The sequence below is a fragment of the Colwellia sp. MB3u-45 genome (assembly GCF_014077005.1).
GTDB lineage: Bacteria > Pseudomonadota > Gammaproteobacteria > Enterobacterales > Alteromonadaceae > Cognaticolwellia.
This window is the reverse complement of sequence record NZ_JACGVC010000033.1, coordinates 91,943-116,594: the sequence shown is the minus strand read 5'-3', so window position 1 is coordinate 116,594 and position 24,652 is coordinate 91,943. Positions and strand designations below refer to the sequence as shown.

Below are 24,652 nucleotides of genomic sequence, written 5' to 3'. Positions count from 1 at the left end.
ATTACTTTACAGCCGTACAACCACCACGACTCGCGGGAAACTGAACTCATTCGTTTCGTATATAGTAACAATTTAACCCATGACATGTGGCCATTTTACGTTATCCTAGGCGGCAGAATTATCATCATGAAGTCAGAGCATTAGATGTTTAAATTTTTTGAATCATTGACCCAAGCATTACCAGAAGAAGAACCCACTCAACCACCTAACACCTTATATGCCTTTTGCCGCCATTATACCCGCGGATTTGGTTTACCATTAATTATCATGTCGGTACTTACGGCGGTACTGGCTATCTTAGAAGTGTCGCTGTTTGGTTTTATGGGCCAATTAGTGGATTTGTTAGTGACCAAAGATCCGCAAACATTGTGGCAAGATGAAGGCACAAGGTTTATCACTATGTCGGTGATGGTGTTAGTGGTCATTCCTGTAATTGTCTGGTTACATTCTTCTATCGTGCATCAAACGCTTTTGGGTAACTACCCCATGGCCATTCGCTGGCAAGCGCATCGTTATTTACTCAAGCAGAGTGTGTCATTCTATCAAGATGACTTTGCTGGCCGAATTGCCACAAAGGTTATGCAAACCTCGCTTGCGGTGCGTGAAACGGTGATGAAGTTACTGGATGTACTTATGTATATTTTAGTGTATTTCACTTCTATGCTGGTCATGATTGCCGCTGCTGATGTGCGTTTAATGTTACCCATGCTTGCGTGGCTCGTGGCATACGTATTGATCCAATGGAAATTAGTCCCCAAGCTAAAAGCGATATCAACAGAACAAGCCGATGCGCGTTCAAACATGACCGGCCGCATTGTTGACAGTTATAGCAATATATCAACGGTAAAACTATTCTCACATACCAGCCAAGAAGCTGACTACGCTCAAGACAGTATGATGCGTTTTTTAACAACCGTTTATGGCCAAATGCGCTTGGTCACTGTCATTAATGTTTTGGTACAAATCATCAATTATCTTTTAGCATTTACCATTACCGCTGTGTCTATTTGGTTATGGGCTGACAGTGCGATTACTGTCGGTGCTATTGCCATTGCAGTAAGTTTAGCATTACGCCTAAACGGCATGTCACAATGGATCATGTGGGAAATTAGTTCACTGTTTGAAAATATAGGCACTGTGATAGATGGGATGAATACTCTGTCTAAACCCATTGCCATTCAAGACAAACCCGACGCCAAAGACATTGTTGTTAATCAAGGTAAAATAGAATTTAATCAGGTTTGTTTTCATTATGGCGAAAAAGCGGGTGTCATTGAACAGCTAAACCTGAATATTAAAGCGGGTGAAAAAGTGGGTCTTGTCGGGCGTTCTGGTGCAGGCAAGTCGACTTTAGTGAACTTATTAATGCGTTTTTATGACGTTGAAAAAGGTCAAATACTCATTGATAATCAACCTATAACCGATATTACTCAAGATTCATTACGGGCAAATATTGGTATGGTGACTCAGGATACATCGCTGTTGCACCGTTCGATTCGTGAAAATATCCTTTACGGCGACCCAGATGCAAGTGATGAGCAATTAATGGCGGCAATCACTCAAGCACAAGCGGCTGGCTTTATTGAAAGCTTATCTGATCCCTTTGGTAATAAAGGGCTTGATGCTCAAGTCGGCGAACGTGGGGTAAAACTATCAGGTGGCCAACGTCAACGGATTGCCATTGCACGTGTGTTATTAAAAAATGCCCCTATTTTGTTATTAGATGAGGCCACTTCAGCATTAGATTCTGAAGTTGAAGCGGCGATCCAAGAGTCATTGTATGAATTAATGGAAGGAAAAACGGTGATAGCCATAGCTCATCGACTCTCGACCATTGCGGCCATGGATAGACTTATCGTATTAGATCAAGGTCGTATTGTTGAACAAGGCACCCATCAAGAGCTCATTAATGCCAGTGGGATCTATGCGCAACTCTGGGCTCACCAAACGGGTGGTTTTTTGGGATTAGATTAAAGCCAAGAATAGCACTGCATTTAACACGTTAGCAGGGAGTAACCACCATCATCATGTTACGTCCTGCTCTTGCATTTTGGGGAACGCTTAATCCGCATCTAGTTTGGGCATAATAAATTTTAGAAAGTTGATCTTATTGTTTACAGTAAACAAAGCAGTTTGTTCTACTTACCTGGCAATATCCCTGAAATTGACGCTTAGGTTATAGCGGTTGAATAGTTGCTATTTTGCAGTGTGTTTTTAAGCAGCGATTGTGAATATTTTTACTTTATGGGCATCGAGTGTCAATACGGGACTTTGGTGAATACCTGAGCGTTGTAAAAAACTAAAATTAGGCTTGCCGGGAGGGGGCGATAAATAATATCCAGCGTCGGTTCTGAACATTATTCATATAGGCGAACAATCCATGATAGTTCGCTAAATGATAACTGACATTGAGCTGGTTTTTGCGGCTTAATTGTTGTGATTCATTATCTACTGAGTTGATGCTATTTTTAGCTTGCATGTAGTTAGGTAACACATAACTATCTGTACTTTACTTAAGCGATGGATGTGTTTTGTGAGCTGGCAGGCATAAAAAAGGTAACCGAAGTTACCCTTTATACTGAAGAAAAATTTAAGCGGTGTTATTTAATAAATAATATTAACGTTATTCGAGACAGTCTTGGCATTATCAATGGCTTCTTCAACTGTTTCACCACGTGCAATTGCGACACCTAAACGCCGATGACCATTAATATCCGGTTTGGCAAATAATCGAATTTGCGCACCGGCAACGCTGCCGAGTGCTTTACCCAGGTTGGCAAACTTAATATCATCAGATACGCCATTACCTAAAATAACACTCGATGCGCTTGGTCCATATTGAATAATACGACCAATAGGAAAACCTAAAATGGCGCGAACATGCAAGGCAAATTCTGAAGCATCCTGTGACACCAAGGTCACTAATCCGGTATCATGCGGGCGAGGGGATACTTCGCTAAAATAAACCTGATCGCCTTTGACAAAAAACTCCATGCCGAATAAACCATATCCGCCCAGTTCAGTGACAACTTTTTTGGCGATATCCTGTGCTTGCTGCAGCGCTAGCGCTGACATTGCTTGTGGTTGCCAAGATTCACGGTAATCGCCGTCTTCTTGACGGTGACCGATAGGGGCGCAGTAATGAATACCGTCAACGGCACTCACTGTTAATAGCGTTATTTCATAATCAAAGGGCACAAAACCCTCAATAATAATGCGACCTTCACCACTACGACCGCCAACTTGAGAATAGGTCCATGCGTTGTCTACATCAGCATCGCTTTTTACAACACTTTGGCCTTTACCAGAGCTGCTCATGACAGGTTTTACCACACAAGGTTTACCTATTTTGTCGACCGCGGATAAATATTCTTCTTTGCTGTCTGCGAATATATAGGGTGACGTTTTTATACCTAATGTTTCAGCTGCGAGGCGGCGAATACCTTCTCTGTCCATGGTGAGTTTTGCCGCACGGGCTGTGGGTACCACATTAAAACCTTCTGCTTCTAAGGCAAGTAAGGTATCTGTGGCGATTGCTTCTACTTCTGGGATAATAAAATCAGGCTTTTCGGCGCGAATAATTTCTGCTAATTTTTCACCATCGAGCATACTGACCACATGGGACGAATGCGCGACTTGCATTGCCGGTGCATTTTTATAACTATCTGCCGCAATCACTTCAATACCGAAGCGTTGCAATTCAATCGCAACTTCTTTACCCAGCTCTCCAGATCCTAAAAGAAGGGCTTTTGTCGCACTATTCGCTTTTGCACTGCCAAAAATTGAAACACTCATATTATTCGACTCACTGAAAATTTGAAGGGATGATATGGCCAAAGATATTAACAGAATTTTTTATGTTTTGAGGATATCGGATAAAAAAACCTCTGATATTTGTAAGAAAAATATTAAAGGTATTTAATTTCCAGGTAAGGCAGAGGGGGGGGGGGAGATTTATCTGCCACCACATGCCCAGTTGTGACTATTTTTTTTATTAAAGACTTTGTTCGCCATCAAAAGCCTCAAGCACCGCATCATCATAAGTAATATTTAGAGTTTTTTTTAACAACAGCAGAAAACGATTGTTTTGAATTCTGAATTATGTGAAAACCCTTGAGTAATAGACTAGAAATCGCCGGCTATTGGCCTTGCTATTACTTTACACATACCTAAATGAATCTAATCCACTTGCGTCAATATCTGGCTCATTGCCCGAGACTATATCGGCTAATAGTTTTGCCGAGCCACAAGCCATAGTCCAACCCAAGGTACCGTGCCCCGTATTGGTATATAAATTAGCTAGCTTAGTTTTACCTATAATAGGCGTGCCATCTGGCGTCATAGGACGTAGCCCCGTCCAAAACTCTGCCTCGGCTAAGTTACCTGCTTTAGGAAATAAGTCCTGAACCACCATAGCGATAGTGGCTTTTCTTTTTTCAGGTAGATCTAAATTAAAGCCGTTTAATTCTGCCGTACCAGCCACCCGAATTCGATTATCAAAACGTGTTATAGCAACCTTGTAAGTTTCATCCATCACGGTCGAAACAGGCGAAAATTTTTCATTCGTCATTGGAATAGTGAGTGAGTAGCCCTTTACAGGGCAAACGGGCAAATTAATACCTACTGGCTTCAATAAGTGCACCGAATAACAACCAAGTGCGACAACATAAGCATCAGCTTTAAGCTCACCAATAGAGGTATCTACCCCCGTAATATTAGCATTATCAAAGTGTAATTTATTTACCTGAACATTGAATTTAAATTCAACACCCGCCATTTTAGCCATGTCAGTAAGTTGCTGACAAAATTGGTAACAATCGCCCGTTTCATCATCGGGTAAGTGCAGGCCAGCAACAAGCTTATCTTTAACCAAAGCAAGGCCTGGCTCAGCTTTAACACACTCATCAACATTTAATAGATTAAATCGTACATCACTCTCGGCTAATAACTTCATATCTTTTTGCACCGCCTCAACTTGTGCATGGTGACGAAAAACTTGTAGCGTTCCCCGCTGACGACCTTGATATTTTATGTCATGATTTTTAGCTAAATCTGACAAGCATGCTCGACTGTAATTCGCCACGCGCAACATACGATTTTTATTAATCTGGTAGTGACTCTCATTACAATTTTTTAGCATATTCATCATCCAAAGATAAAACATCGGTGAAGCACTTGGCTTTACAATAAGTGGCGAATGTTTTTGGGTTAACCATTTCAACGTTTTTAGCGGAATACCCGGGGCAGCCCAAGGAGATGAATAACCATAAGATAACTGGCCTGCATTAGCGAAACTGGTTTCTTCAGCACTTCGGCTCTGGCGATCAACAACCGTTACCTGATGCCCTGCTTGAGCCAAATACCATGCAGAGGTTAGCCCGACTACGCCAGCGCCTAAAACGATAACTTTCATACTCATCACTTAAATGTTGTTAAATCATAAAATAGTTAACTACTATGTGAAAAATACCTATCTTCTACAATCGATATTAATTAATCTCTGTGTTTAGTAATTCTAAAGGCTATGAGTGTTGATGAAATTAAAAGGTAACATAGCATCGGGTTTAGTGACGTTTGAGGTAGCGGCCGAATTAGGCAGTTTTACTCAGGCTGCCATTTATTTAAACATTACAACAGGTGCGATAAGTCAGCAGATAAACTTACTAGAAGAACAACTTTCAATAATCTTGTTTGAAAGGCACTCGCGAGGCGTTCGATTAACTCAAGCGGGCCAACAATTATATAAAGTAGTAAAAAGCAGTCTTGGAGATATAAGCGAGGTAATTGCAGCGTTACATCAAGAAGAAAATTTCGATGGCGAGGTAAGATTAAAATTAACGCCTTCTTTTGCATACAAATGGTTAGTGCCTCGCCTTGAGAGATTCTACAATCGTTATCCCAATATTAGCATTCAAACATTTGCTGAAGGTGCGCTAGTTGACCATCAAAGCAATAACTTTGACTTAGCCATTGATTACAGCCAATCGGCTAATTTTCAGCAAAAAAGTGACTTATTTTTATCTGAACAATTGCTTCCTGTGATGAGTCCTGGATATTTTAAAGCCTTTAAATGGCAAGATACCTCTGTAGAAAACCAACAAACTATTTGGCAGTCGGTCACCCTATTACATGATGCTCAGCCATGGCATGGCGCAAGCAAAAATACCGAGTGGCAATATTGGTTCAAGCACATGGGCATTATAGCAGACAGTCATCAGGGACATTATTTTAATCGAACTGATATGGCTATGGCGGCAGCCGAAGCAGGATTAGGGATAGCCATGGCTCGATATGCCTTAGTTGAAGAAGATTTTAAACAAGGAAAACTGGTTTCGCCATTTAATCCCATAGAAGCAAATGCGGGTTATTACCTGATCCAACACCATTCTTCTTCAGCCATTAACTGCTTTAAGCAATGGTTATTAGATGAAAAACAAAATTTTATTAACTAACCAAAGTTCAGGTTAACTAAAACGGTAGCCAAAAATAATAGCTCTTCCATTGCTCAACTAGGTCATACGGTGTTAAGACAAAGAGCGGTTTAGCTTGATAATATACTGGCCGATGAATGCCAGCAATGAATCAATCAAATGATGTTAGCGGTGTCCGAAGCGGGTGGTGTAAGTATTGCCGCACCACAGAGACTGATGCTGACCCGAGAAGTGAATGCGCGGAAGTTTTATACGACCACGCGGATATATTTTTACTTTTCATAGTAATACATGCCCATCGTAGGTAAATTTACGGTCATATTAGATGACGTTAAAACTACTATTGTATGTGTGTTCTGGCTAGAAGATAGTGCGATAAGTGTAAGGCTATTTTTAAAAAAATATAATTATAACATTAGTTTAGAGTGAGCCTGGGTTGGATGAAGTCAATGAAAGCCGAGATTCGTCTAGCAACCGAAGAAGACTTATAAAAAACGGCATTGATCTGCTCGCGATCCGTATTGGTGAGTTTTCCTTGCTCTAAAACAGCAATAAGTCTACCTGCTGCAATATCTTCATTGATCATAAAGCCGGATAAGCAGGCAACGCCATTTCCAGCAAGTGTTAGTTGACGCACGGTTTCACCGCTGCTGGCGGTCAAATTCGGTTCAATATAGTCAATCCCGGCTAATGGCCAGCGGTTTAATACTTTTGAACCCGTAAAACCAATCAGGTCATGGCAAGATAAGTCGCTGACTTTTTTTGGCACACCTCTTTTAGCGAGATACTCAGGGGAAGCCACCATATACAGCAGACTTTTTCCTAACGGGCGGGCGTGTAAAGTGGAATCGTTTAATTTACCGATGCGAATCGCTAGATCGGTTCTTTTCTCCAATAAATCCACAAAACCTTCATTAGAGGTGAGCTCGAGTTGAATGTCAGGGAACGCTTTTTTAAACGATTGGATAAGTGGAACAAGTTGATGAAATACAAAAGGGCTTGCCGCATCAATGCGCAACCTGCCTGCAGGTAATTCTCCACGAGAAATAAGCTGCTCTTCGGCCTGACGAATATGTAACAGTCCCACACGGACAGACTCAACAAACTGCCGCCCTTCATCAGTCAGCTCGATCCGCCTTGTAGTGCGGTTTAAAATGGTGACACCTAGCTGTTTTTCAACTTTGCTCACCGCGCGGGACACTCTAGCGACCTGAATATCTAAGCTATCAGCTGCAGAAGAAAAGCCGCCACTGTCGATTACCGTAAGTAGGATTTCTAAATCATCGGAACGAGTCAGCACGTTTTTTCTCTTCAATCTCAAAGTTTATTTTTGCAATATTAACAAAAGTAATTTGTTAATAACACGGTTTTTCACGACTTAAAAATCAACAATAATGCGCACATCAAACGAAAACACATATTGTGTTCCAATATTAAAGCAGAAAAAGAGAGAAAAATAATGCCGTTAGCATTACTCGCATTGGCGCTCAGCGCCTTTGCCATCGGAACGACCGAATTTGTCATTGTAGGGTTAATCCCCACCATGGCACAGGATTTAAGTGTATCACTGCCTTCCGCGGGGCTGTTGGTTAGCCTGTACGCAGTGGGTGTTGCCATTGGTGCACCTGTTTTAACCGCGCTGACAGGGAACTGGAACCGCAAGCATGTATTGCTTTGTGTAATGGCGCTTTTTGTCGCGGGTAACTTACTGGCGTGGCAAGCTCCCGGATATGAAACACTGATTGCCGCTCGTATATTAACGGGTTTGGCGCATGGTGTGTTCTTTTCAATAGGCACGACTATTGCGACAGGTTTAGTCTCAAAAGACAAGGCGGCGAGTGCGATTGCCATCATGTTTACGGGCTTAACCGTCGCACTGGTGACGGGCGTTCCGCTGGGGACCTATATTGGCCAAACGTTCGGCTGGCAGGCAACCTTTTTAGCGGTGGCACTACTCGGTTTAATTGCACTTATCGGCAGCGCGCTGTTAGTGCCAAATAACTTAAAGCAGGCAGCAGCGACTAAAATTTCCGCGCAATTGAAAGTACTATCGGAGCCTCGTTTACTCTTGGTATACGCAATCACAGCGATTGGTTACGGCGGATCCTTCATTGCCTTTACCTACTTAGCACCTATTCTGGAACAGATTTCTGGTTTTGATTCAAGCGCTATCGGTCTGATTATGTTGGTCTATGGAGTATCGGTTGCTGTAGGTAATATCTGGGGCGGAAAAATGGCGGATAAAATGGGGCCAATTAAAGCGCTAAGCATTATTTTTACAGGCCTTGCTACTGTGCTACTGGTGTTCAACTTCACTGCGGTGAATCCTATTGCAGCGGTAGCCACTATTTTAGTTTGGGGCGCATTTGCCTTCGGTAATGTCCCTGGCCTGCAAGTTTACGTCGTAAAACTGGCTGAAAAACATACACCTGATGCAGTTGATGTTGCATCTGGCCTTAACATTGCCGCATTTAACGTGGGTATTGCACTGGGTGCTTGGGGAGGCGGTTTAATCGTCGAACAAGCAGGACTAATGAACACACCTTGGATTGGCGCGATTGTGGTGTTATTTGCGCTAGTGTTAACACGCTTTAGCGGCGCATTAGACAAGAAAGCGCAGAAGAAGGCATTGATGACGCGAACCGCTTAATTCTTAATAGAGTCTAACCACATCATCATTAGAAGCGATATTTATAAAAATACCGCTTCTTTTTTTTCGCATTTTTTATACTTTAATGGATAGATAGATAGTAATGGCAACTGTTTTTATTACCGGTGCAAACCGTGGATTAAGTCTTGAATTCGTAAAGCAATATGCATAGCGAGTGCCACCCTAAGGGGTAGACACAGAGATGTGTCTAATGAACATCCATTGGTGATCCAAAAGATACTCAGTCACCTGAAGGCAAAAAATGTCGAAGTCGTTGAATTATTAGCCTTGAATTATTGGCCTCATATAGCCCCCACAAAGTAGATCGCCTCCTCAGATAAGTCTGTTTGAATAAAAGCCGTTCATCATCATAAACAATATTCAGCGCTGGTTTTAACAACAGCAGAAAGTGCTTTTTTTGAATTATTAATTACGTGAGGGCGGTTAAATAACAGACGAAAAAAGCCAGGTTTCACTCCCTTAAAAACATAAAATAGATGTCAAGATGGAAAATATGAGGCATGATGTTATTTGATTTTATGAAAAATAATGTTTTATTTTATCTATACAAAATCCTGCCCACGCCCACCAAAAGCACTATTTACATTGGACTTGATTCGGGTGTTTTTTCTTCACCTATCAACACGATGAAAAATGTGGAGTTTACTAAATGTCTGATATGCGTACCTGTGAACGTTGTTCTGATTCATATTTTTATAATTATTATAGCGACAACTCTGGCATGCTTTGGAAGTACTGCCATAGTTGTCGCCGCAGCCTTTTGGATCAGGAAGACCGACAAAATCAATCTAGGTTGAATGCGCAATTCAGGTACGCATATGGCTGGGGCTACAATATAGATTTTGAGGTCGCTACATACCGCTATGTCCTGAATGAAGATGGTAGCCTGACATATAGCTGCAAGCCAGATTATGGCTATGATTCTCGAATACGCGACCTTATCATTCAAGGCTTTTTAGCTAGGTTGAAAGACGTAGGGATTATCGGCGCAACAAGCCAATATATGCTTGATATGGCCTATAATGCCGGTGCGGATGGGAACTGTCATGATAGTTTCAGTATCCGACATGAAAGCAAAGAATTTGTTTTCTTCTTTACCGCCTACCCAAAAGTACACTTTGTCTTTAACGATGCTGGAGACGTTATTTCTATGATTTATCCGCCATTTCAAGATGCAGATATGAAAGCAGCATATGGCAGAGGATGCGCGGACTATATCAAATTAAATGCAGAAGCATGTCATGCACTTGCTGAGCAGCATCAAAAAGAGGCTCTTTTAGCTAAGACGGCTGAAAAAATACGTGAGCAATATTGGGTTCATGAAGATGCTATAAAGTATTTCACTCGATTAAAATATGTCATTTACGTACCTTGGACCGCCATTTACTTCATGGCGTTAGCAGGGGTGGTATCCACCTTATCATATGACGTTTCACAGGGCTGGTGGCCTGAAGCATGGCGAGCAATTCAAAAGATATTTTTCTTCATCATTACTTATTTCGCAATGACTATGCCTTCAAATATCATTAACAGCTGGATTAAAGACGCAAACAATGACCTGACCTTAAAAAAACAAGAAGCGCTACTGGCTATTAATGCGGAAGGTAAATATGTGGATTTTGATCATCTTGACGAACTATTTCCAATGCCATTGGACGAAGAGATTAATGCAAAAAAAGAAAATAAAACACTCGTTTTGGTACGTGATATCGCTATCATATTTGGCGGACTAGAAATTGCAGTTTATATTTACGATGAGTATGTTTCTCCGTTTGTTTTTTAGTCGCTGCTTAAATAATATTTATAAAAATGGCAATTCAACCACTATTAATGGCTAAGTGTTAAAGGTGAGGTTAAGCGCATGATGGATAATTCGTTTTATTTACGCTGATAAAATAACTAAGAATAATCAACAGTCGATTTTTATCTACTTTTAGCACATGGTGGATTTAAAAGTAATGAGCGGTAAATTTACCGGCCATTACGTTAACATAAGGTGAATTATTCTTGTCCGGTATACCAATACTTAACAATATCCTCTGCCGGTTTACCGCGGATAGATTGAGAGGTGTTAGGGAAACCTTCAAAATTGGGAGTTAACGTGGGTGAAAGCCAATAGCCGGTATGAATATCGACGCTGTTAATCATAAAGGTATCTTGCTCTTCAATCGCTTGCATAATGCCTTCTATACCCACTGATTGCACAGAAAAGTCAGTGACAAAACTTTTTTGAATACAACTGACTTCAGTCCCGTCTTCTAAACTTCCTGGGGTACAGAAACCATCTTCTTTCCAGCCATTGAGAAAAAAGTCTTCACGACTTTGTACTTGAATAATAAGTGTTACTGGTAATTCTATATTTGACGTACCGTGCCAGCATGGTTGGTTAATATCACCACAATATATTTGCATATGCTGATTGGTCAGTGACTCAAAGGTTTTCTGCTTGATCAGTTCCGTTGTTAGCTTGGCATCTTCTTCGGCGTTAAATTGATTTCCGCAGCACTGTAACGCATTGATTAAAATACTATCTACTCTGGAAAATATTCGTTGATCATTAATTACAGTGCCTATTTGACCCCAAGTAATCTCACCGTCAAAATTGGCTCTGATATCATCGATAATTTCGGCAAATCGCTCAATATAATATTCTTTTAATTCGTCGGTATGCAAGGTGAGCCACATCGCATTCCAGTCAGCAGAAATACCTTTTATAGCTATTTTTTGGGCATGTTTTGCCTGAATAATCATATTGTTTTGATGGGCATCTAATATGATTTTAAGCTTGTCCAACGTGAGTTTCTCACCTTGCTCAACAATAATATCGCCATCGACATTGTTTTGAGTAAACTGCCAAGAAAAATAAATATCGATGTTGAGCAAACGTGCTTGCTCGACAATATATTCTATATATTTTTTAGGCGTATGATAATTAGCTTCGGCGACTACCCATGGTTCTTGGCTATCGTTCCACTGACCATAATTGTAAACCCAAACCCTTTGTGCACCAGAAGCATTCATTGCTTGTAATGCTTCAAGATACATTAATTTTACATATTCATCTCTGGAACAATTATCCCGTTGAGACTGGGATAGGCCATCATAAATCCAACTAGGGGAGTAGTCTTTAAAACTAATACCTCTCACTATATGGCTAGAAAGTTTACCTCTGGGGGAGGGGGTTTCAAATTTACCCTTATATAATTCAGGGTAGTCAGCAGAATGAGGATTGACGCATGAAGCCGTTACAGGTGACGTGGCTACAGGAGGCGTTGTTACTGGTGGTGGATTTGAGACGGTATCGCTACTATCACCTCCGCCACAGGCGCTTAGGAGAAAAATAACAACGAATTGAATAAAATACTTGTTTGAGAAAAACATCCACAACCTCTAATAAATGATGTAATTAATAAATCACAGTAAAGGTTGTAAAAATATCCATATAAATTGCAACCCCACGACCTTATGCAATGCACTTAGGCTGGTAGCTTTGCGCCTATTAATTTTCATTAATAGTTGCCAGTTATTTCACGAGTCTACTGTAAGGTAAGATAAAATCAAGGTAATTTATACTCGTCATTAAAAGTAGTAGCTCTAGCGATTATAGAAATAAAAATTATGAAATAGATTATTATTTCTGGTTCAACTTCACAAACGAGGTTGAGCGGATGATTGATCATGTTGATATGTTAGTAGCCAGTAAAATGACAACGAAGCAATAAATGCCGTCAAAATAAACCATAGATAGGCATTTCGTATAGCTTTACCTGAGTTAAACGCATAAGTCTGTCAATATTTAGGAAACTTGTTACAATGCTATTTTTGATTTTAGGTGGTCTATGAATAACAGTAATGAGCCTCTACACGGCATTAAACTTGAACAGATTCTAACCGAACTGGAGAAGGAAGTTGGTTGGGATAAGATGGGTGAATTACTTAATATTCGTTGTTTCACTAATAAACCACGTCTTAAATCAAGTTTAAAATTTCTTCGTACAACCCCTTGGGCACGCAGTAGAGTTGAAATTTTATACCTAAAAACATTTTGTAGTAAGCATAAAGCAACGGGGAAAGTAATCAGGGGGATACTCTCTCAGAAAACAGCCGTATCAGAAACGACTTCCACCAAGCCCGCTCCCTTTGTTTGGCCAACATAGGACAATTAATAGATGTGATTTAAAGGATTCGACTATCACTGTTTACAGCGCTAATAAGCAAAGCAGTAACGAGATAATCTACCTTTATTTTGTCAGCGCTACTAAAGAGGTCCTATTCAGTATGTTGTTTTTGCGACAGTCCCGAAATATCAGGGATTGTCTGCCATCGCCAATAAACCTGCGGGATCAGGTCTTTGATTTATGACCATCGATATTTCCCTTAGCGTTTAACGTTTATGACTGACAAATTATCAGATTAGGATAAAAGTATATATCCTATCTCGCATAAAAAACAAAGCATTAGAAAATTTATCGCTACGTTATCCCTAGATTATAGCTGCTACCTTCCGCTTAACGCCCTGAGATCTTTAAAAAGCAATGCGCCACCATAAACCAAATAAACTCACATAACCTGTTGTGAAGTGAACGAGTTCACCTTGGTCAATCACCATCACTAATGGCGTAACTTGAACACCTAACGAGTTAGCTATGCGATTATTATCGTCGTTAATGACATTAAATTGATAACTTTCTATTTCCATGTATGTTTGTAGTGTCTTATTATCACCAGATTGCATGGCAATACTGTAAACAGGGTAATGCTGTGACATAGTATCTATAGAAGGGCTAACAAAGGAACAAACTGGACACCAAGTCCCCCAAAAGTACACTAAGATGGGTTGTTCAAAACTTAGCTCCTTTAAATTAATGGTTTTATTATAGATTGTCTTTCCTTGTAGATCGGGCAGTGATTGTCGATCAATCCCCCAAGTTCGCCACGTATCTACAGCAAAACTCGTGATGAGAAAAACGATGACAATAAAAGAGATTTGTTTTAACCACGACTTCATTTATTGCCTCTCCTACAAGACTATTTTTTTAATTATTTTCACTTTTCGTTGAGAATAGTTTCCATTAAGACTAACTATTCTAATGTTTTCAATGCGAACTGAAAAGTCGTTAGCAATAAATAATTCTTAAGGCCAAATGGCAATTACTTGGAAAATTTGCTTTAACGGTCACTTACGCCACAAAATTGACCTAATTTAGGTACAAAACCATCATAATAAATAGTCTGCTTCGCCGCTACAGCTGTCATTGAATGATCCTTTTATTTGTGACAACTCAGTTCAGTAGTAAGGAAATCCTAAATGATTCAATTTGAATTCTTTAAGTGGGATGTTAGTTTTACACAGTTAGTGCTAAAAAATAAAAACGACTTGAAACCTTGATATATGAAACAAAACCTTACAGTCTTTGCAGTTGTGTTGTTAGATTATAGAAAATTAAGTTAATAAGGAATCAGATCATGAATAAAATTTTTTTAATGGCTTTCATTGGAGCGGTGACGTTTTTAGCCGTTAGTGTCTGCGCAAAAGAGGTAAGTCTTGAAACGGGAGAAACATTTCGCCAGGGAAACCTCACCGTCACCTGCGGCCTAACCTTAACTGAGGATGTACCGCAGGCTCTCAAAGACTGTCAGTACTGGGACGATTTTAATAAAAAGTGCCTGTTTGAAAAAAAGACTTATACATACAAAAATCTCCAATGCGTTGAAGAATGTCAGTACTGGGAAAAGTTCAACAGCAGCTGTCATTATCAGACTAAGTGTTCTTTCGACTCAGGGCAGAAGTCGTTTGTGCGAACCAGATGCGATAAGTTTGACGACTTCAACAATACTTGTGTGAAAACAAATGATATAAAAATAGTACAATGATACAAGAAAAGACCTAGTTATCGGCATCAATATTTTTTATCAACCTAAAAAATTAATCCAGGGGAAACGTTATCAAGTCTGGGATATGGCCACGTTGGGTAACTAATATTTCAATGCAATGCTGGTTGACGTATCATGTAGTACTTGATATTCCTAGGCCGCATTGTCGATTTTGAGGCCAAATGGACAATATTGGACTCAAACAGCAAAAATCGCTGAGCAATTTAATAAACGCTGACCATGGCCACTGAGGCAAATCGAAGTTCATTGGTTTTGCCAAGGTTCCGTCAGTGATCAGCTTCATTGCTGGCTACCCGTCGCGGGTTATCAAGACGTTAGGCGTCTAATGGCGGATCCAACCAGGTTAGGGGAATAAAAGCTATGAGGGAACTAATGAGTGAATTAATTAATAGGAAGTCTGCGTTTGCCTCCACTGTCAGGCGTCCGGTGAGGCGCTTCTGTAAAGGGATTCGGTGTTTAGTATGCTGGATCGTGCTGGTGTTTGCGCATCTTCCCGCTATGGTCTTTGCTCAATCAACGTGCTCTGGAATTCAAGTGAAAATTCCGAATATTAAAAATAGCACTGGGGTTGTAGCTTGTGCGCTTTTCGAATCTTCAGCAGGTTTTCCAACTGAATTTTTGCACTCCGCAACCAATATAATGATGATGAAAATTCGAGATACGCAGGCGCGTTGCAACTTTTTAGATATCCCGCCGGGAAGGTATGCGTTGGTTGTCATTCATGATAAAAATATGGACGGTAAGCTTGGCACTAACTTGCTAGGGGTCCCGACGGAAGGCTACGGTTTTTCAAGCGGTGCAAAAGCCTTGATGAGCGCGCCATCGTTTGAAACCGCCAGCTTTTCGTACGATGGGCAAAACCTTGATCTAACGATTAGATTGACTTATTGAGCGACCTTTCCATGAATACCTAGGCATTGTTTCAATCAGGCAGGACCATTGAGAGTTTACTGTACCTAACAAATCGTTGAAGCGTACATTTTACCTGCCACCCATTTTGGCTGTCGTAAAAACAGGCTTCGACTCAAATGCCCCTGAACTTAGGCGTTAGATAGCAATGTAAGTTTTGAGGCAGGTCGCAGTATGATAACAAAGCTTGAAAATTCGAATCAAATTGTGGCTAATCAAATTCATACTATTTTTCAAAACTTTTATAAAGTTGAAACACAGCTTATTGCTGTTCTTGATTTTCCACAGGAATGTCTTCTAGGATCTTCAAAATCGCGTGATTATTTCCTATTTTGGCTAGGTCGATGAGGTAGCTTTTTTCAAGTTTTTGCATTACTTGGCCCGCTAGTAATTCTTTGAGCCGTTGTTCTTCGTTATTGGCTATGGTGGTTCTTATGGCGGCAAAGTTATTCATGCTTTGGTTGTTGTTTTCCATTCGTCGCACTCCCTTTGTAGTTGGTTAATTAAAGCATTAGCTTGCTTTTAGTACCCACCATAGGGGGATGACTTTCGGAATGCAAGTTTCTACAGGGTTTGGCTATTTTTAGCCTTGTTATTAATCATTTTTTAGCCACTGACTTTATTCAGGTGTTTGGTTTTTTATATCTTTGAGAAAAAGGGCAAAAGGAAAAGAAGTCAGACCCTTTAAAAAACAATCAAAGCATTGTGTCTACACGTGTGATCAAGATAAAACTTCATTACTATCAATGAACAGCAATATCAGTGTTTTATGCTGTTAAGTGACAGCAAGATGTCGTTAAGTTAAGTTAAGTTAAGTATTCTTGCCTTCGTAAAATTAATCAACGGCGTGTCACTTTTGTAACCCTGTTATAACAAGTGGCTAAAGTACGCTTAGCCTCAGTACTTACGACTGCTTTTAAGATGAAATAAGTGATATAAAACCGTTAGGCTTAATCCAAAGGCTCAACCATTGAGCTTAAATAAGTCATAAAAGCCTTACTGGCTTGAGAAACAGAATGATTTTTTTTCCACGCTAAACTCAATTTAAATTCAATTTTTGGCTCAAAGGGTATGGAGGTCATCTGCGGCTCGTTTTGTAAAATACGCGCTAGACAAGTGGTAATACCAACGCCATTGCGAACTAATGACTTTTGCAGCTCAATCAGATTAGTTTCCATGCGAACATCTAATGCTAAGTGATGTTTTTTTGCATACTGACTAACCACTTCACGTAAGAAATATCCTTCATGAAATAATACCAGTGGCTGTTGGCAAAACTGTGCCAGTGATAGGGTTCGCTCAGCAGCTAGTGGGTGCGACTTTGCCATGCCGGCAACAACTTCCTCATTAATAAGCTCAGTGTAACGCAGTTGTGAATTTTCTAAATCACCACGTACTAAGGCTAAATCAAGTTCGCCGTTCAATAACATTTTCTCCAGCGCTGCGGTACCTTGGTCAACCAAGTGTATTTTTATTTTTGGATGTTTTTGTTTAAATGCGGTCAATATTTTTGGGAAGTAGTAAGAGCCCATCATGGCTGAAACGCCAAAACGAATGGTGCCCCGTTCGAGATTTTTTAACTCTTCTAATTCTAATTCAACTTGTTTTACTTGGCTTAATAGTTGGGTTGACAGTTTATACAGCACTTCACCTTCAGCAGTTAATAAAGCGTTTTTTTCCGCACGGTTAATTAACTTTAGCCCAACTTCTTGTTCTAGCTTTTGAATGGCAATAGTTAATGCGGGTTGAGCAATGCCTATTTTATGTGCTGCCCGCGTAAAGTTGCCCAGTACGGCTAATTGACAAAAATATTCAAGACGTTTCAAATTCATATGAGTAAGTGCTATAAGTAAAAGTTATGAAAAATATAATAACTATATATTATATTTATTTATGCTTTAAGGATAGAGTACAATCATAAATCAAACTATTACTGCAAAACAGTACATACAGGGTAATCCTATGAGCCAAAAATTAACTGCTTTTAACTGGCAAGATCCGATGTTTCTTGATAGTCAACTCACTGAAGAAGAGCGTATGATTCGCGATTCTGCCCATGACTATTGCCAAGAAAAACTTCAACCACGTGTGCTTGAAGCCAATAGACATGAACACTTTGATCGCGAAATAATGCGTGAGTTAGGTCAGTTAGGCTTATTGGGTGCTACTCTACCCGCTCAATATGGTGGCAGTGAAGTCAATTATGTTAGCTATGGTTTAATTGCTCGTGAAGTAGAGCGCGTTGATAGTGGTTACCGCAGCGCGATGAGCGTGCAATCGTCATTGGTTATGCACCCGATCTATGCTTATGGCAGTGAAGAACAACGTATGAAGTATTTGCCTAAACTTGCTTCAGGTGAATGGGTTGGCTGTTTTGGTTTGACTGAGCCTAATTCAGGCAGCGATCCAGCCTCTATGACCACTCACGCTAAGAAAGTCGATGGTGGTTACTGCGTAACGGGTAACAAAATGTGGATCACGAATTCACCTATCGCTGATGTTTTTGTTGTTTGGGCAAAACTTGAGGGTAAAATTCGTGGCTTTGTCCTTGAAAAAGGTATGGATGGTTTATCTGCGCCAAAAATTGAAGGTAAATTTTCTTTACGTGCTTCAATAACTGGCGAAATTGTTATGGATAACGTGTTTGTGTCTGCTGAAAATATGTTCCCTGAAATTACAGGGTTAGCTGGGCCTTTTGGTTGTTTAAATAAAGCGCGTTATGGTATTGCTTGGGGCTCATTAGGAGCGGCAGAGTTTTGCTTTAATTCAGCGAGAAACTACACCGCAGATCGCGAACAATTTGGTCGTCCTCTATCGGCTAATCAGTTAATTCAAAAGAAACTTGCTGATATGCAAACTGAGATATCGCTTGGTTTACAGGGCTGCTTACAAATGGGCCGTTTAATGGATGCGGATCAATGTCCGGTTGAATTAATCTCATTAATGAAACGTAATAACTGTGGTAAATCACTTGATATTGCTCGTGTTGCTCGTGATATGCACGGTGGCAATGGTATTAGTGATGAATATGGTGTAATTCGTCATATGATGAACCTAGAAGCAGTTAATACTTACGAAGGTACACATGATGTTCATGCGCTAATTTTAGGTCGTGCCATTACAGGCCTTCAGGCTTTTTGTTAACGATTAGCGCATAAATAACAAAAATAGCTGTGCTAATTATTAAATAAATAACGCAGTAGTGGGTTATTTTAACCAGTAAAAATGATCAGATAATGAGTGAGATTGTTATAAGCATATCAGCTAGATAACAACGGCCACAGCATAAGTTAAGGGCATGTCAATGAGAGTTGGCATGCCCTTATTAATTTTATGACAATTAATACTGACCCATGCGCTTGCTGTTGATAGCATTTTTATTTATAAACATAAACATAAGCGGGCTATAAATAGGCAGTCACAATTAATTTGGAGATTTAGATGAAAGATTACCGTCAATTTTATATTAATGGTCAGTGGGTTAAGCCATTAGTAAAACAAGACTATGCTGTACTTAATCCGGCAACTGAACAAGAAATTGCAACCATTTCTTTAGGCTCAAGCCAAGATGTTGATGTAGCCGTTAGCGCTGCGAAAAATGCTTTTGCGACTTTTGGTTACAGCAGCGTAGAAGAACGTATTTCGTTATTAGAAGCGCTATTAACCCAGTACATGGATAACTATGACGCCATGGCTCATGCTATTTCATTGGAGATGGGCGCGCCTATCGACTTCTCTACCAAGGCACAAGCTTATGCGGGTAAAGCTCATATTGAATCAGCATTAGCCACACTAAAAGCTTTTGAATTTTCACGTATTGTTGGCAATGCTCAAATTATAAAAGAGCCTATTGGGGTTTGTGGTTTTATCACGCCTTGGAATTGGCCGATTAACCAAATCGTTTGTAAAGTAGCACCGGCACTAGCCACAGGTTGTACCATGATCCTTAAGCCAAGTGAAATTGCGCCTTTATCAGCGCAATTGTTTTCACAAATGATACATGATGCTGGTTATCCCGCAGGTGTGTATAACATGGTTAATGGTGACGGCGTGGGGGTTGGCTCAGCCATTTCTGCTCATAAAGATATCGATATGGTGTCATTTACCGGCTCAACTCGTGCGGGCATTGCCATTGCAAAATCGGCAGCGAATACCGTTAAGCGTGTAGTACAAGAGCTAGGGGGTAAATCACCGAACATTATTTTAGATGATGCTAATATCGATAAAGCGGTAACCCATGGTGTATTTCATTGCATGAGTAATACTGGTCAATCTTGTAACGCACCCACACGTATGTTGGTACCGGTAAGTAAATATCAACAAGCGGTTAGGGTAGCAAAAGCGGTTGCAGCAAAAATAAAGGTGGGTAACCCTGCTGAGCCGGGTAATCATATCGGCCCATTAGTAAGTGCCGTTCAGTTTGAAAAAGTGCAAGCCATGATCCAAGCGGGTATTGATGAAGGAGCAACATTGGTTGCTGGCGGGGTAGGCAAGCCTGAAGGTTTTGCAAGCGGTTACTTTACCCAAGCAACTATTTTTAGCGACGTCACTAATGATATGACTATTGCGCAAGAAGAAATTTTTGGTCCAGTATTGGTGATGATCCCTTATGAAGATGAAGCCGACGCGATTAGTATCGCCAATGATACTCCTTATGGATTAGCCGCCTTTATTCAATCAGCAAGTCCTGAGCGAGCACACAAAGTCGCCAGAAAATTACGCGCAGGTATGATTTGTATCAATGGCGCTGCGCATGGTTTTAATTCACCCTTTGGCGGTTTTAAACAGTCGGGTAATGGCCGAGAGTGGGGCGAGTTTGGTTTTGATGATTTTCTGGAAACTAAATCAATCAGTAGCTAATTCATTGAATATCAACATCGAAAACTTGCACATTATTCACTAAATATTATGCGTGTTGGTACAATAACAAGCAGGGTTTTATATTTTTAATACTTATAAAACCCTGCTTTTTTTATTACCAGTAAACTACTTTTTGAGATAAATTAACGGTTTTATTCCTGTACCTTTCAGCTAAATCTACGCATTTTTAGTTACCTCATCATCAAAAATAATTAATCATATACAAAGGCTTAATACGCAATATTGTAAGTCGTTTTAATGCTGAGTTATTGACAAAACTTTCTGCTTTCATCTATGTTTTTTAATAGCATCTAAGCGTATTGATCTGTACTTATGTGTATTTAAACGCACTTAATAAGTCGATGGTGAAAAATACTATTAAAAAGTTTGATCACTTCATTTGACAACACAAATGATAATGATTATCATTTGTGTTGTGGGTTGTTCGCAAGAATGACAATAAAAGATGAGAGATTAATGACTGAATTAAAGGAGCTGTCGTGGAGATAAGTAAACAACGCGTTGTTACAGATATCAAAAATATAAAGGATTCGCAAATGGAAGATAAACAGTGGCAATCATTATTACAACTGGGCAATGAGTCCTTTCATCAACAACAGTGGAGCCAAGCAGAGTTGTTTTATAGTGAAGCCTATAATTTATTGGCGTTATCTTATCATAATCATCCTATGTGCACCGAAACACTGATGGCCTGGATTTGCGCTTGTCATAATTTATCAGCCTTGTACGAGTCAACCAACCATTTGGAATTATCATTGAAATTCCTAACAGTTCCACATGAATATTTACTCAGTATAGCTAACTCAAAAAGCGCAGAAGAAGATGCAAAAGTTACCGCTTTTAATGGCCTTAGGCTAACCTTATCACCTATTTTAATGTTCGCTAAAAAGCATCCAATCTGTGAGAACTGCCTAGAGAACTTTACCTCACTAAAAGGTTTATTAAAACAACATGCAGCAGTGATTCACTAACTAAAACAAGCTAGGTTTTATGGCCTACTTAAGATTAGTATCTTATGACTATTACTTGGATGATTAAGCTTAAATCCGTTAGATGAAAAATGTTTTAGAGGCATTAAAATAAGCAGTTTTTAAATGATATTAGCATTGCTATCAAGTGGTTATTGGTAGATTAAATCAGCCAATAAGTCACAGGATGTGATACTTAATGGCAGAATAGAATGAACGAATGAATGGACGTTATATTTTTTGCCAACATATAGCTTGAAATTAGCACTATAGTAAGGTGCAGATCAATAATGAACCTTTGTCATCTGCACTTTACCCATATTTGCTTTTGTTCTGTTATATTTTATTGAACATTTAGTTAGGCTTACTGAGTTATAAACTTTTCAGCAGAGTTTATATGCTATAAAAATTTATTTATTTCGGCCTCGCTATATTCATCGCTTGAGCTATTTTTCTCACTGAACTGGTTTGAGAAAAATCCTCTAGCGCTACCGGTAATTTTTGTAGCCAATTAGGGTGCTGATCAATGGTACCTGGAATATTCACTTGTTCTGATACTTCTAAGGCATCTTCCAATGGAATGAGTTGAATATGGCTTGGCGAAGTGGCTAAATATTTTTGCACAGCAATGCTCAGTTCGCTATTCATCAGTGCGGGTTCAAGTGGTGGCGCTTTGCTCATATCGATTACTTGCAGATCGTCTAAAGCCGCAAGCAGGTTTTCGCGTTCACTGGCGCGTGCATCTCTATCTGCATGTCCGGCTTCATCATTAGGATAAAGCTTAAGCTGTTGACGCCACTGTAAATCTCGCCCTTGCCACCAACCCGTTAATGTTGCGGTGTCATGGGTGGCAACCGTTATCACTGATTGAGTGGGGAAATTTTCAGGACGTTTGAATAAACCAGACTCCCAGCGCTCAAAAAACAATACTTTGAAAGATAAAAGACCTGCATTTTGAATAGTTTCGCTAAATCCTTCAGGCACATTACCCAGGTCTTCGCCAATCACAACACAATGATTACGACGAGACTCTAAGGCGATCACCCGTAAAATATCATCCCAAGGAAAATTAATATAAACACCTTCATTTGCTGCCATGCCTGGCGCTACCCAATATTGCCGCATTAAGCCTAAAATATGATCAATACGTAAAGCACCGGCATATTGCATACTGCTACGAAGTGCTTTTACTAATGGCTGATAGCCCTGTTTTTGTAATGCGACAGGGTTAATTGGCGTTAATCCCCAATTTTGTCCTAGCGGGTTCATACCATCGGGTGGTGCGCCAATTGCAGCACCAGCAACATAAAGTTCCTTATCAGACCAAACATCAAAGCCTGAGCCATCACAACCCACAGCTAAGTCAAGATATAAGCCAATCGCCATATCTTTGTCGACGGTATATTGAGTGACGGCACTCAATTGTTGATGTGCTATCCATTGTAAGAAACAAAAGTACTCAATGCGTGCAGCATGAGCAAGTTGAAATCTATAGACCTCTTCACTATCTGGATCTTGAAAGCTGGTTGGCCAATCTTGCCAACCATAAGCATTTTTATCCGCGATATTAAAATACTCATACAAAGTATCAAAGGTTGCAAAACGCTGTAATTTTTGACCATTTATTTGTTTGAAATGATCAAACTCGACTGACATTTTTTTATAAAAATCGGTTTGATTAGCACTGGTATCGTAGTGATAAAAATCTTCAAACAACAACTCGGTGATTTCAAACTTAAGTTTTGCAACCGCAGAGTAATCAATCAAATCACTGGCTTTAGCATCGGTAATGTTTTGCTGAAAGGTTTTAGTTTTTACTTTTATTTGTGCAAGTTCACAGTGTTCAAAGTTGGCTACCTTGGTGACATCTATATAAAGTGGATTTAAAAAGCAACGACTTGATGGTGAATAAGGGCTACGATGAGCAGGATTTTTTTGATAAAGCGGATGCAATGGATTTAATCCAATAGCAGAGGCCTGTTGCTGCGCAGAGGTTTCAACCAGTTTAGCTAAATCAGTAAAGTCACCTATGCCCCAATTATTTTTACTGCGCAGTGAATACAACTGGGCAGTGTAGCCCCATATTTTATTCACTGAAGCTTCTTGAGCGCTGTAACAGTTTTTAGGTGCATAGAGCAGCGGACAACTCGCTTGAACATCACCAAAACTTATCGTCAGTTGGTAATAACCTTGTTCAACCTTAGGTAAAATTAATAAATATTGGCAATATTGTGTTTCAGCTATTTTTTGCTCAGCAATAATTTGCATGTCGCCAACGTTAATGGAGCCTATGACTTCACTGGCTATTTTTCTCTCTACTCCACTATCTACGCCACTCTCTATCTCACTGCCTACCTCAGGTGTGACCTTCCAATTGAGTAATAACTTGCCCATTTTAGGCAGACTTACTCTAATCACATGTTGTTGTTCTTCAAGTTTGGCAATATGAACAACAGGTAAAATATTAAGCCACTGACTTTGCTTTAATGAATCGATTGATTCAGTTAATGACTTGTCATCCAATTCAAAACCCATTGCTTTTAACAACGCCCGTTTCGCTTGGTCTTTAGCATACACTTGATCGCCAAATGTCCCTGTGTAACTTGAGTGAAAACCAACTATATCGGCTAATTGTTCGATGAGACTCATGTAAACTCTCTTTTTTATCATGAAATAAAATTACATATTGTTGTAATTTTAACAATTTATAGTTTAGAATTACAGCGATAAAAGCTTTTTATAGTACTTTTTTAGCTGTTAACTTATTAAATGTAATTTTTTTACATAACTTTACAACAAAAATAAAGTTACACATAAGCAAAATAGTAAAATCACTTTAATGATGCTGGTTAGTTTTTATAATTGACTCGATTTATACTTTTCTATCATGGTGATAT

18 protein-coding genes and 1 riboswitch are annotated in these 24,652 nt (G+C 39.7%); of the genes, 10 read left to right on the top strand and 8 right to left on the bottom strand.

Features of this window, described 5'->3' with window-relative positions; all coding sequences use genetic code 11:
• The first annotated feature begins 144 nt into the window (after positions 1–144).
• Entirely contained in the window at positions 145–1,974 is a 1,830-nt protein-coding gene (locus H4J41_RS01055; RefSeq protein WP_182135429.1) for an ABC transporter ATP-binding protein, read from the top strand.
• A gap of 630 nt (positions 1,975–2,604) precedes the next feature.
• On the opposite strand, the gene purT is transcribed toward H4J41_RS01055, so the two are convergent.
• Positions 2,605–3,795, bottom strand: coding sequence for a formate-dependent phosphoribosylglycinamide formyltransferase (gene purT, locus H4J41_RS01050; RefSeq protein WP_220460830.1), 1,191 nt, complete (start codon positions 3,793–3,795; stop codon positions 2,605–2,607).
• A gap of 364 nt (positions 3,796–4,159) precedes the next feature.
• Complete coding sequence (locus H4J41_RS01045; RefSeq protein WP_182135431.1) at positions 4,160–5,413, bottom strand: D-amino acid dehydrogenase; 1,254 nt, start codon at positions 5,411–5,413, stop codon at positions 4,160–4,162.
• Positions 5,414–5,534: 121 nt separating this feature from the next.
• Here H4J41_RS01045 and H4J41_RS01040 point away from each other — a divergent pair, with 121 nt between their 5' ends.
• Positions 5,535–6,452, top strand: a complete 918-nt coding sequence (locus H4J41_RS01040; RefSeq protein ID WP_182135549.1) for a LysR substrate-binding domain-containing protein — start codon at positions 5,535–5,537, stop codon at positions 6,450–6,452.
• Positions 6,453–6,846: 394 nt separating this feature from the next.
• Here H4J41_RS01040 and H4J41_RS01035 read toward each other — a convergent pair whose 3' ends face one another.
• Positions 6,847–7,731, bottom strand: a complete 885-nt coding sequence (locus H4J41_RS01035; protein ID WP_182135433.1) for a LysR family transcriptional regulator — start codon at positions 7,729–7,731, stop codon at positions 6,847–6,849.
• Positions 7,732–7,890: 159 nt separating this feature from the next.
• On the opposite strand from H4J41_RS01035, the gene H4J41_RS01030 reads away from it, so the two are divergent.
• Both H4J41_RS01030 and H4J41_RS01025 read left to right on the top strand, forming a co-directional pair.
• Complete coding sequence (locus tag H4J41_RS01030; protein WP_182135550.1) at positions 7,891–9,081, top strand: MFS transporter; 1,191 nt, start codon at positions 7,891–7,893, stop codon at positions 9,079–9,081.
• A gap of 670 nt (positions 9,082–9,751) precedes the next feature.
• Positions 9,752–10,885: a hypothetical protein gene (locus H4J41_RS01025; protein WP_182135435.1), complete on the top strand. Its 1,134-nt coding sequence runs from the start codon at positions 9,752–9,754 to the stop codon at positions 10,883–10,885.
• 218 nt (positions 10,886–11,103) lie between these two features.
• Here the strand turns inward: H4J41_RS01025 and H4J41_RS01020 are convergent, their stop codons facing one another.
• Positions 11,104–12,483 carry a hypothetical protein gene (locus H4J41_RS01020; RefSeq protein ID WP_182135437.1) on the bottom strand — a complete coding sequence of 460 codons (1,380 nt, stop codon included), beginning with the start codon at positions 12,481–12,483 and terminating at the stop codon, positions 11,104–11,106.
• A gap of 64 nt (positions 12,484–12,547) precedes the next feature.
• Positions 12,548–12,633, bottom strand: a riboswitch (cyclic di-GMP riboswitch).
• Positions 12,634–12,941: 308 nt separating this feature from the next.
• Here H4J41_RS01020 and H4J41_RS01015 point away from each other — a divergent pair.
• Positions 12,942–13,259 (top strand): VF530 family DNA-binding protein, encoded by a 318-nt coding sequence (locus H4J41_RS01015; RefSeq protein WP_182135439.1) that lies wholly within the window; start codon positions 12,942–12,944, stop codon positions 13,257–13,259.
• A 368-nt stretch (positions 13,260–13,627) separates the two neighbouring features.
• On the opposite strand, the gene H4J41_RS01010 is transcribed toward H4J41_RS01015, so the two are convergent.
• Entirely contained in the window at positions 13,628–14,110 is a 483-nt protein-coding gene (locus H4J41_RS01010) for a protein disulfide oxidoreductase (RefSeq protein ID WP_182135441.1), read from the bottom strand.
• A gap of 458 nt (positions 14,111–14,568) precedes the next feature.
• Between H4J41_RS01010 and H4J41_RS01005 the strand changes: the two genes are divergently transcribed.
• Positions 14,569–14,976 carry a hypothetical protein gene (locus H4J41_RS01005; protein ID WP_182135443.1) on the top strand — a complete coding sequence of 136 codons (408 nt, stop codon included), beginning with the start codon at positions 14,569–14,571 and terminating at the stop codon, positions 14,974–14,976.
• A 393-nt stretch (positions 14,977–15,369) separates the two neighbouring features.
• A complete protein-coding gene (locus tag H4J41_RS01000) occupies positions 15,370–15,888 on the top strand; it encodes a DUF2141 domain-containing protein (RefSeq protein ID WP_259364430.1) in 519 nt (172 codons plus the stop codon).
• Positions 15,889–16,168: 280 nt separating this feature from the next.
• Here H4J41_RS01000 and H4J41_RS00995 read toward each other — a convergent pair whose 3' ends face one another.
• Positions 16,169–16,381: a hypothetical protein gene (locus tag H4J41_RS00995; protein ID WP_182135447.1), complete on the bottom strand. Its 213-nt coding sequence runs from the start codon at positions 16,379–16,381 to the stop codon at positions 16,169–16,171.
• 475 nt (positions 16,382–16,856) lie between these two features.
• The gene (locus H4J41_RS00990; RefSeq protein ID WP_182135449.1) at positions 16,857–17,738 is read right to left on the bottom strand and encodes a LysR family transcriptional regulator; all 882 of its coding nucleotides are present in this window, start codon (positions 17,736–17,738) and stop codon (positions 16,857–16,859) included.
• Between the two features lie 130 nt (positions 17,739–17,868).
• On the opposite strand from H4J41_RS00990, the gene H4J41_RS00985 reads away from it, so the two are divergent.
• The 3 genes from H4J41_RS00985 to H4J41_RS00975 all read left to right on the top strand — a co-directional run bounded on the left by H4J41_RS00985 (position 17,869) and on the right by H4J41_RS00975 (position 21,758).
• Positions 17,869–19,050 carry an acyl-CoA dehydrogenase gene (locus H4J41_RS00985; protein WP_182135451.1) on the top strand — a complete coding sequence of 394 codons (1,182 nt, stop codon included), beginning with the start codon at positions 17,869–17,871 and terminating at the stop codon, positions 19,048–19,050.
• Between the two features lie 297 nt (positions 19,051–19,347).
• Positions 19,348–20,766 carry an aldehyde dehydrogenase family protein gene (locus tag H4J41_RS00980; RefSeq protein WP_182135453.1) on the top strand — a complete coding sequence of 473 codons (1,419 nt, stop codon included), beginning with the start codon at positions 19,348–19,350 and terminating at the stop codon, positions 20,764–20,766.
• A 500-nt stretch (positions 20,767–21,266) separates the two neighbouring features.
• Positions 21,267–21,758, top strand: coding sequence for a hypothetical protein (locus H4J41_RS00975; RefSeq protein ID WP_182135455.1), 492 nt, complete (start codon positions 21,267–21,269; stop codon positions 21,756–21,758).
• A gap of 411 nt (positions 21,759–22,169) precedes the next feature.
• Here H4J41_RS00975 and malQ read toward each other — a convergent pair whose 3' ends face one another.
• Positions 22,170–24,404, bottom strand: coding sequence for a 4-alpha-glucanotransferase (gene malQ / locus H4J41_RS00970; protein WP_182135457.1), 2,235 nt, complete (start codon positions 24,402–24,404; stop codon positions 22,170–22,172).
• Positions 24,405–24,652 lie beyond the last annotated feature (248 nt).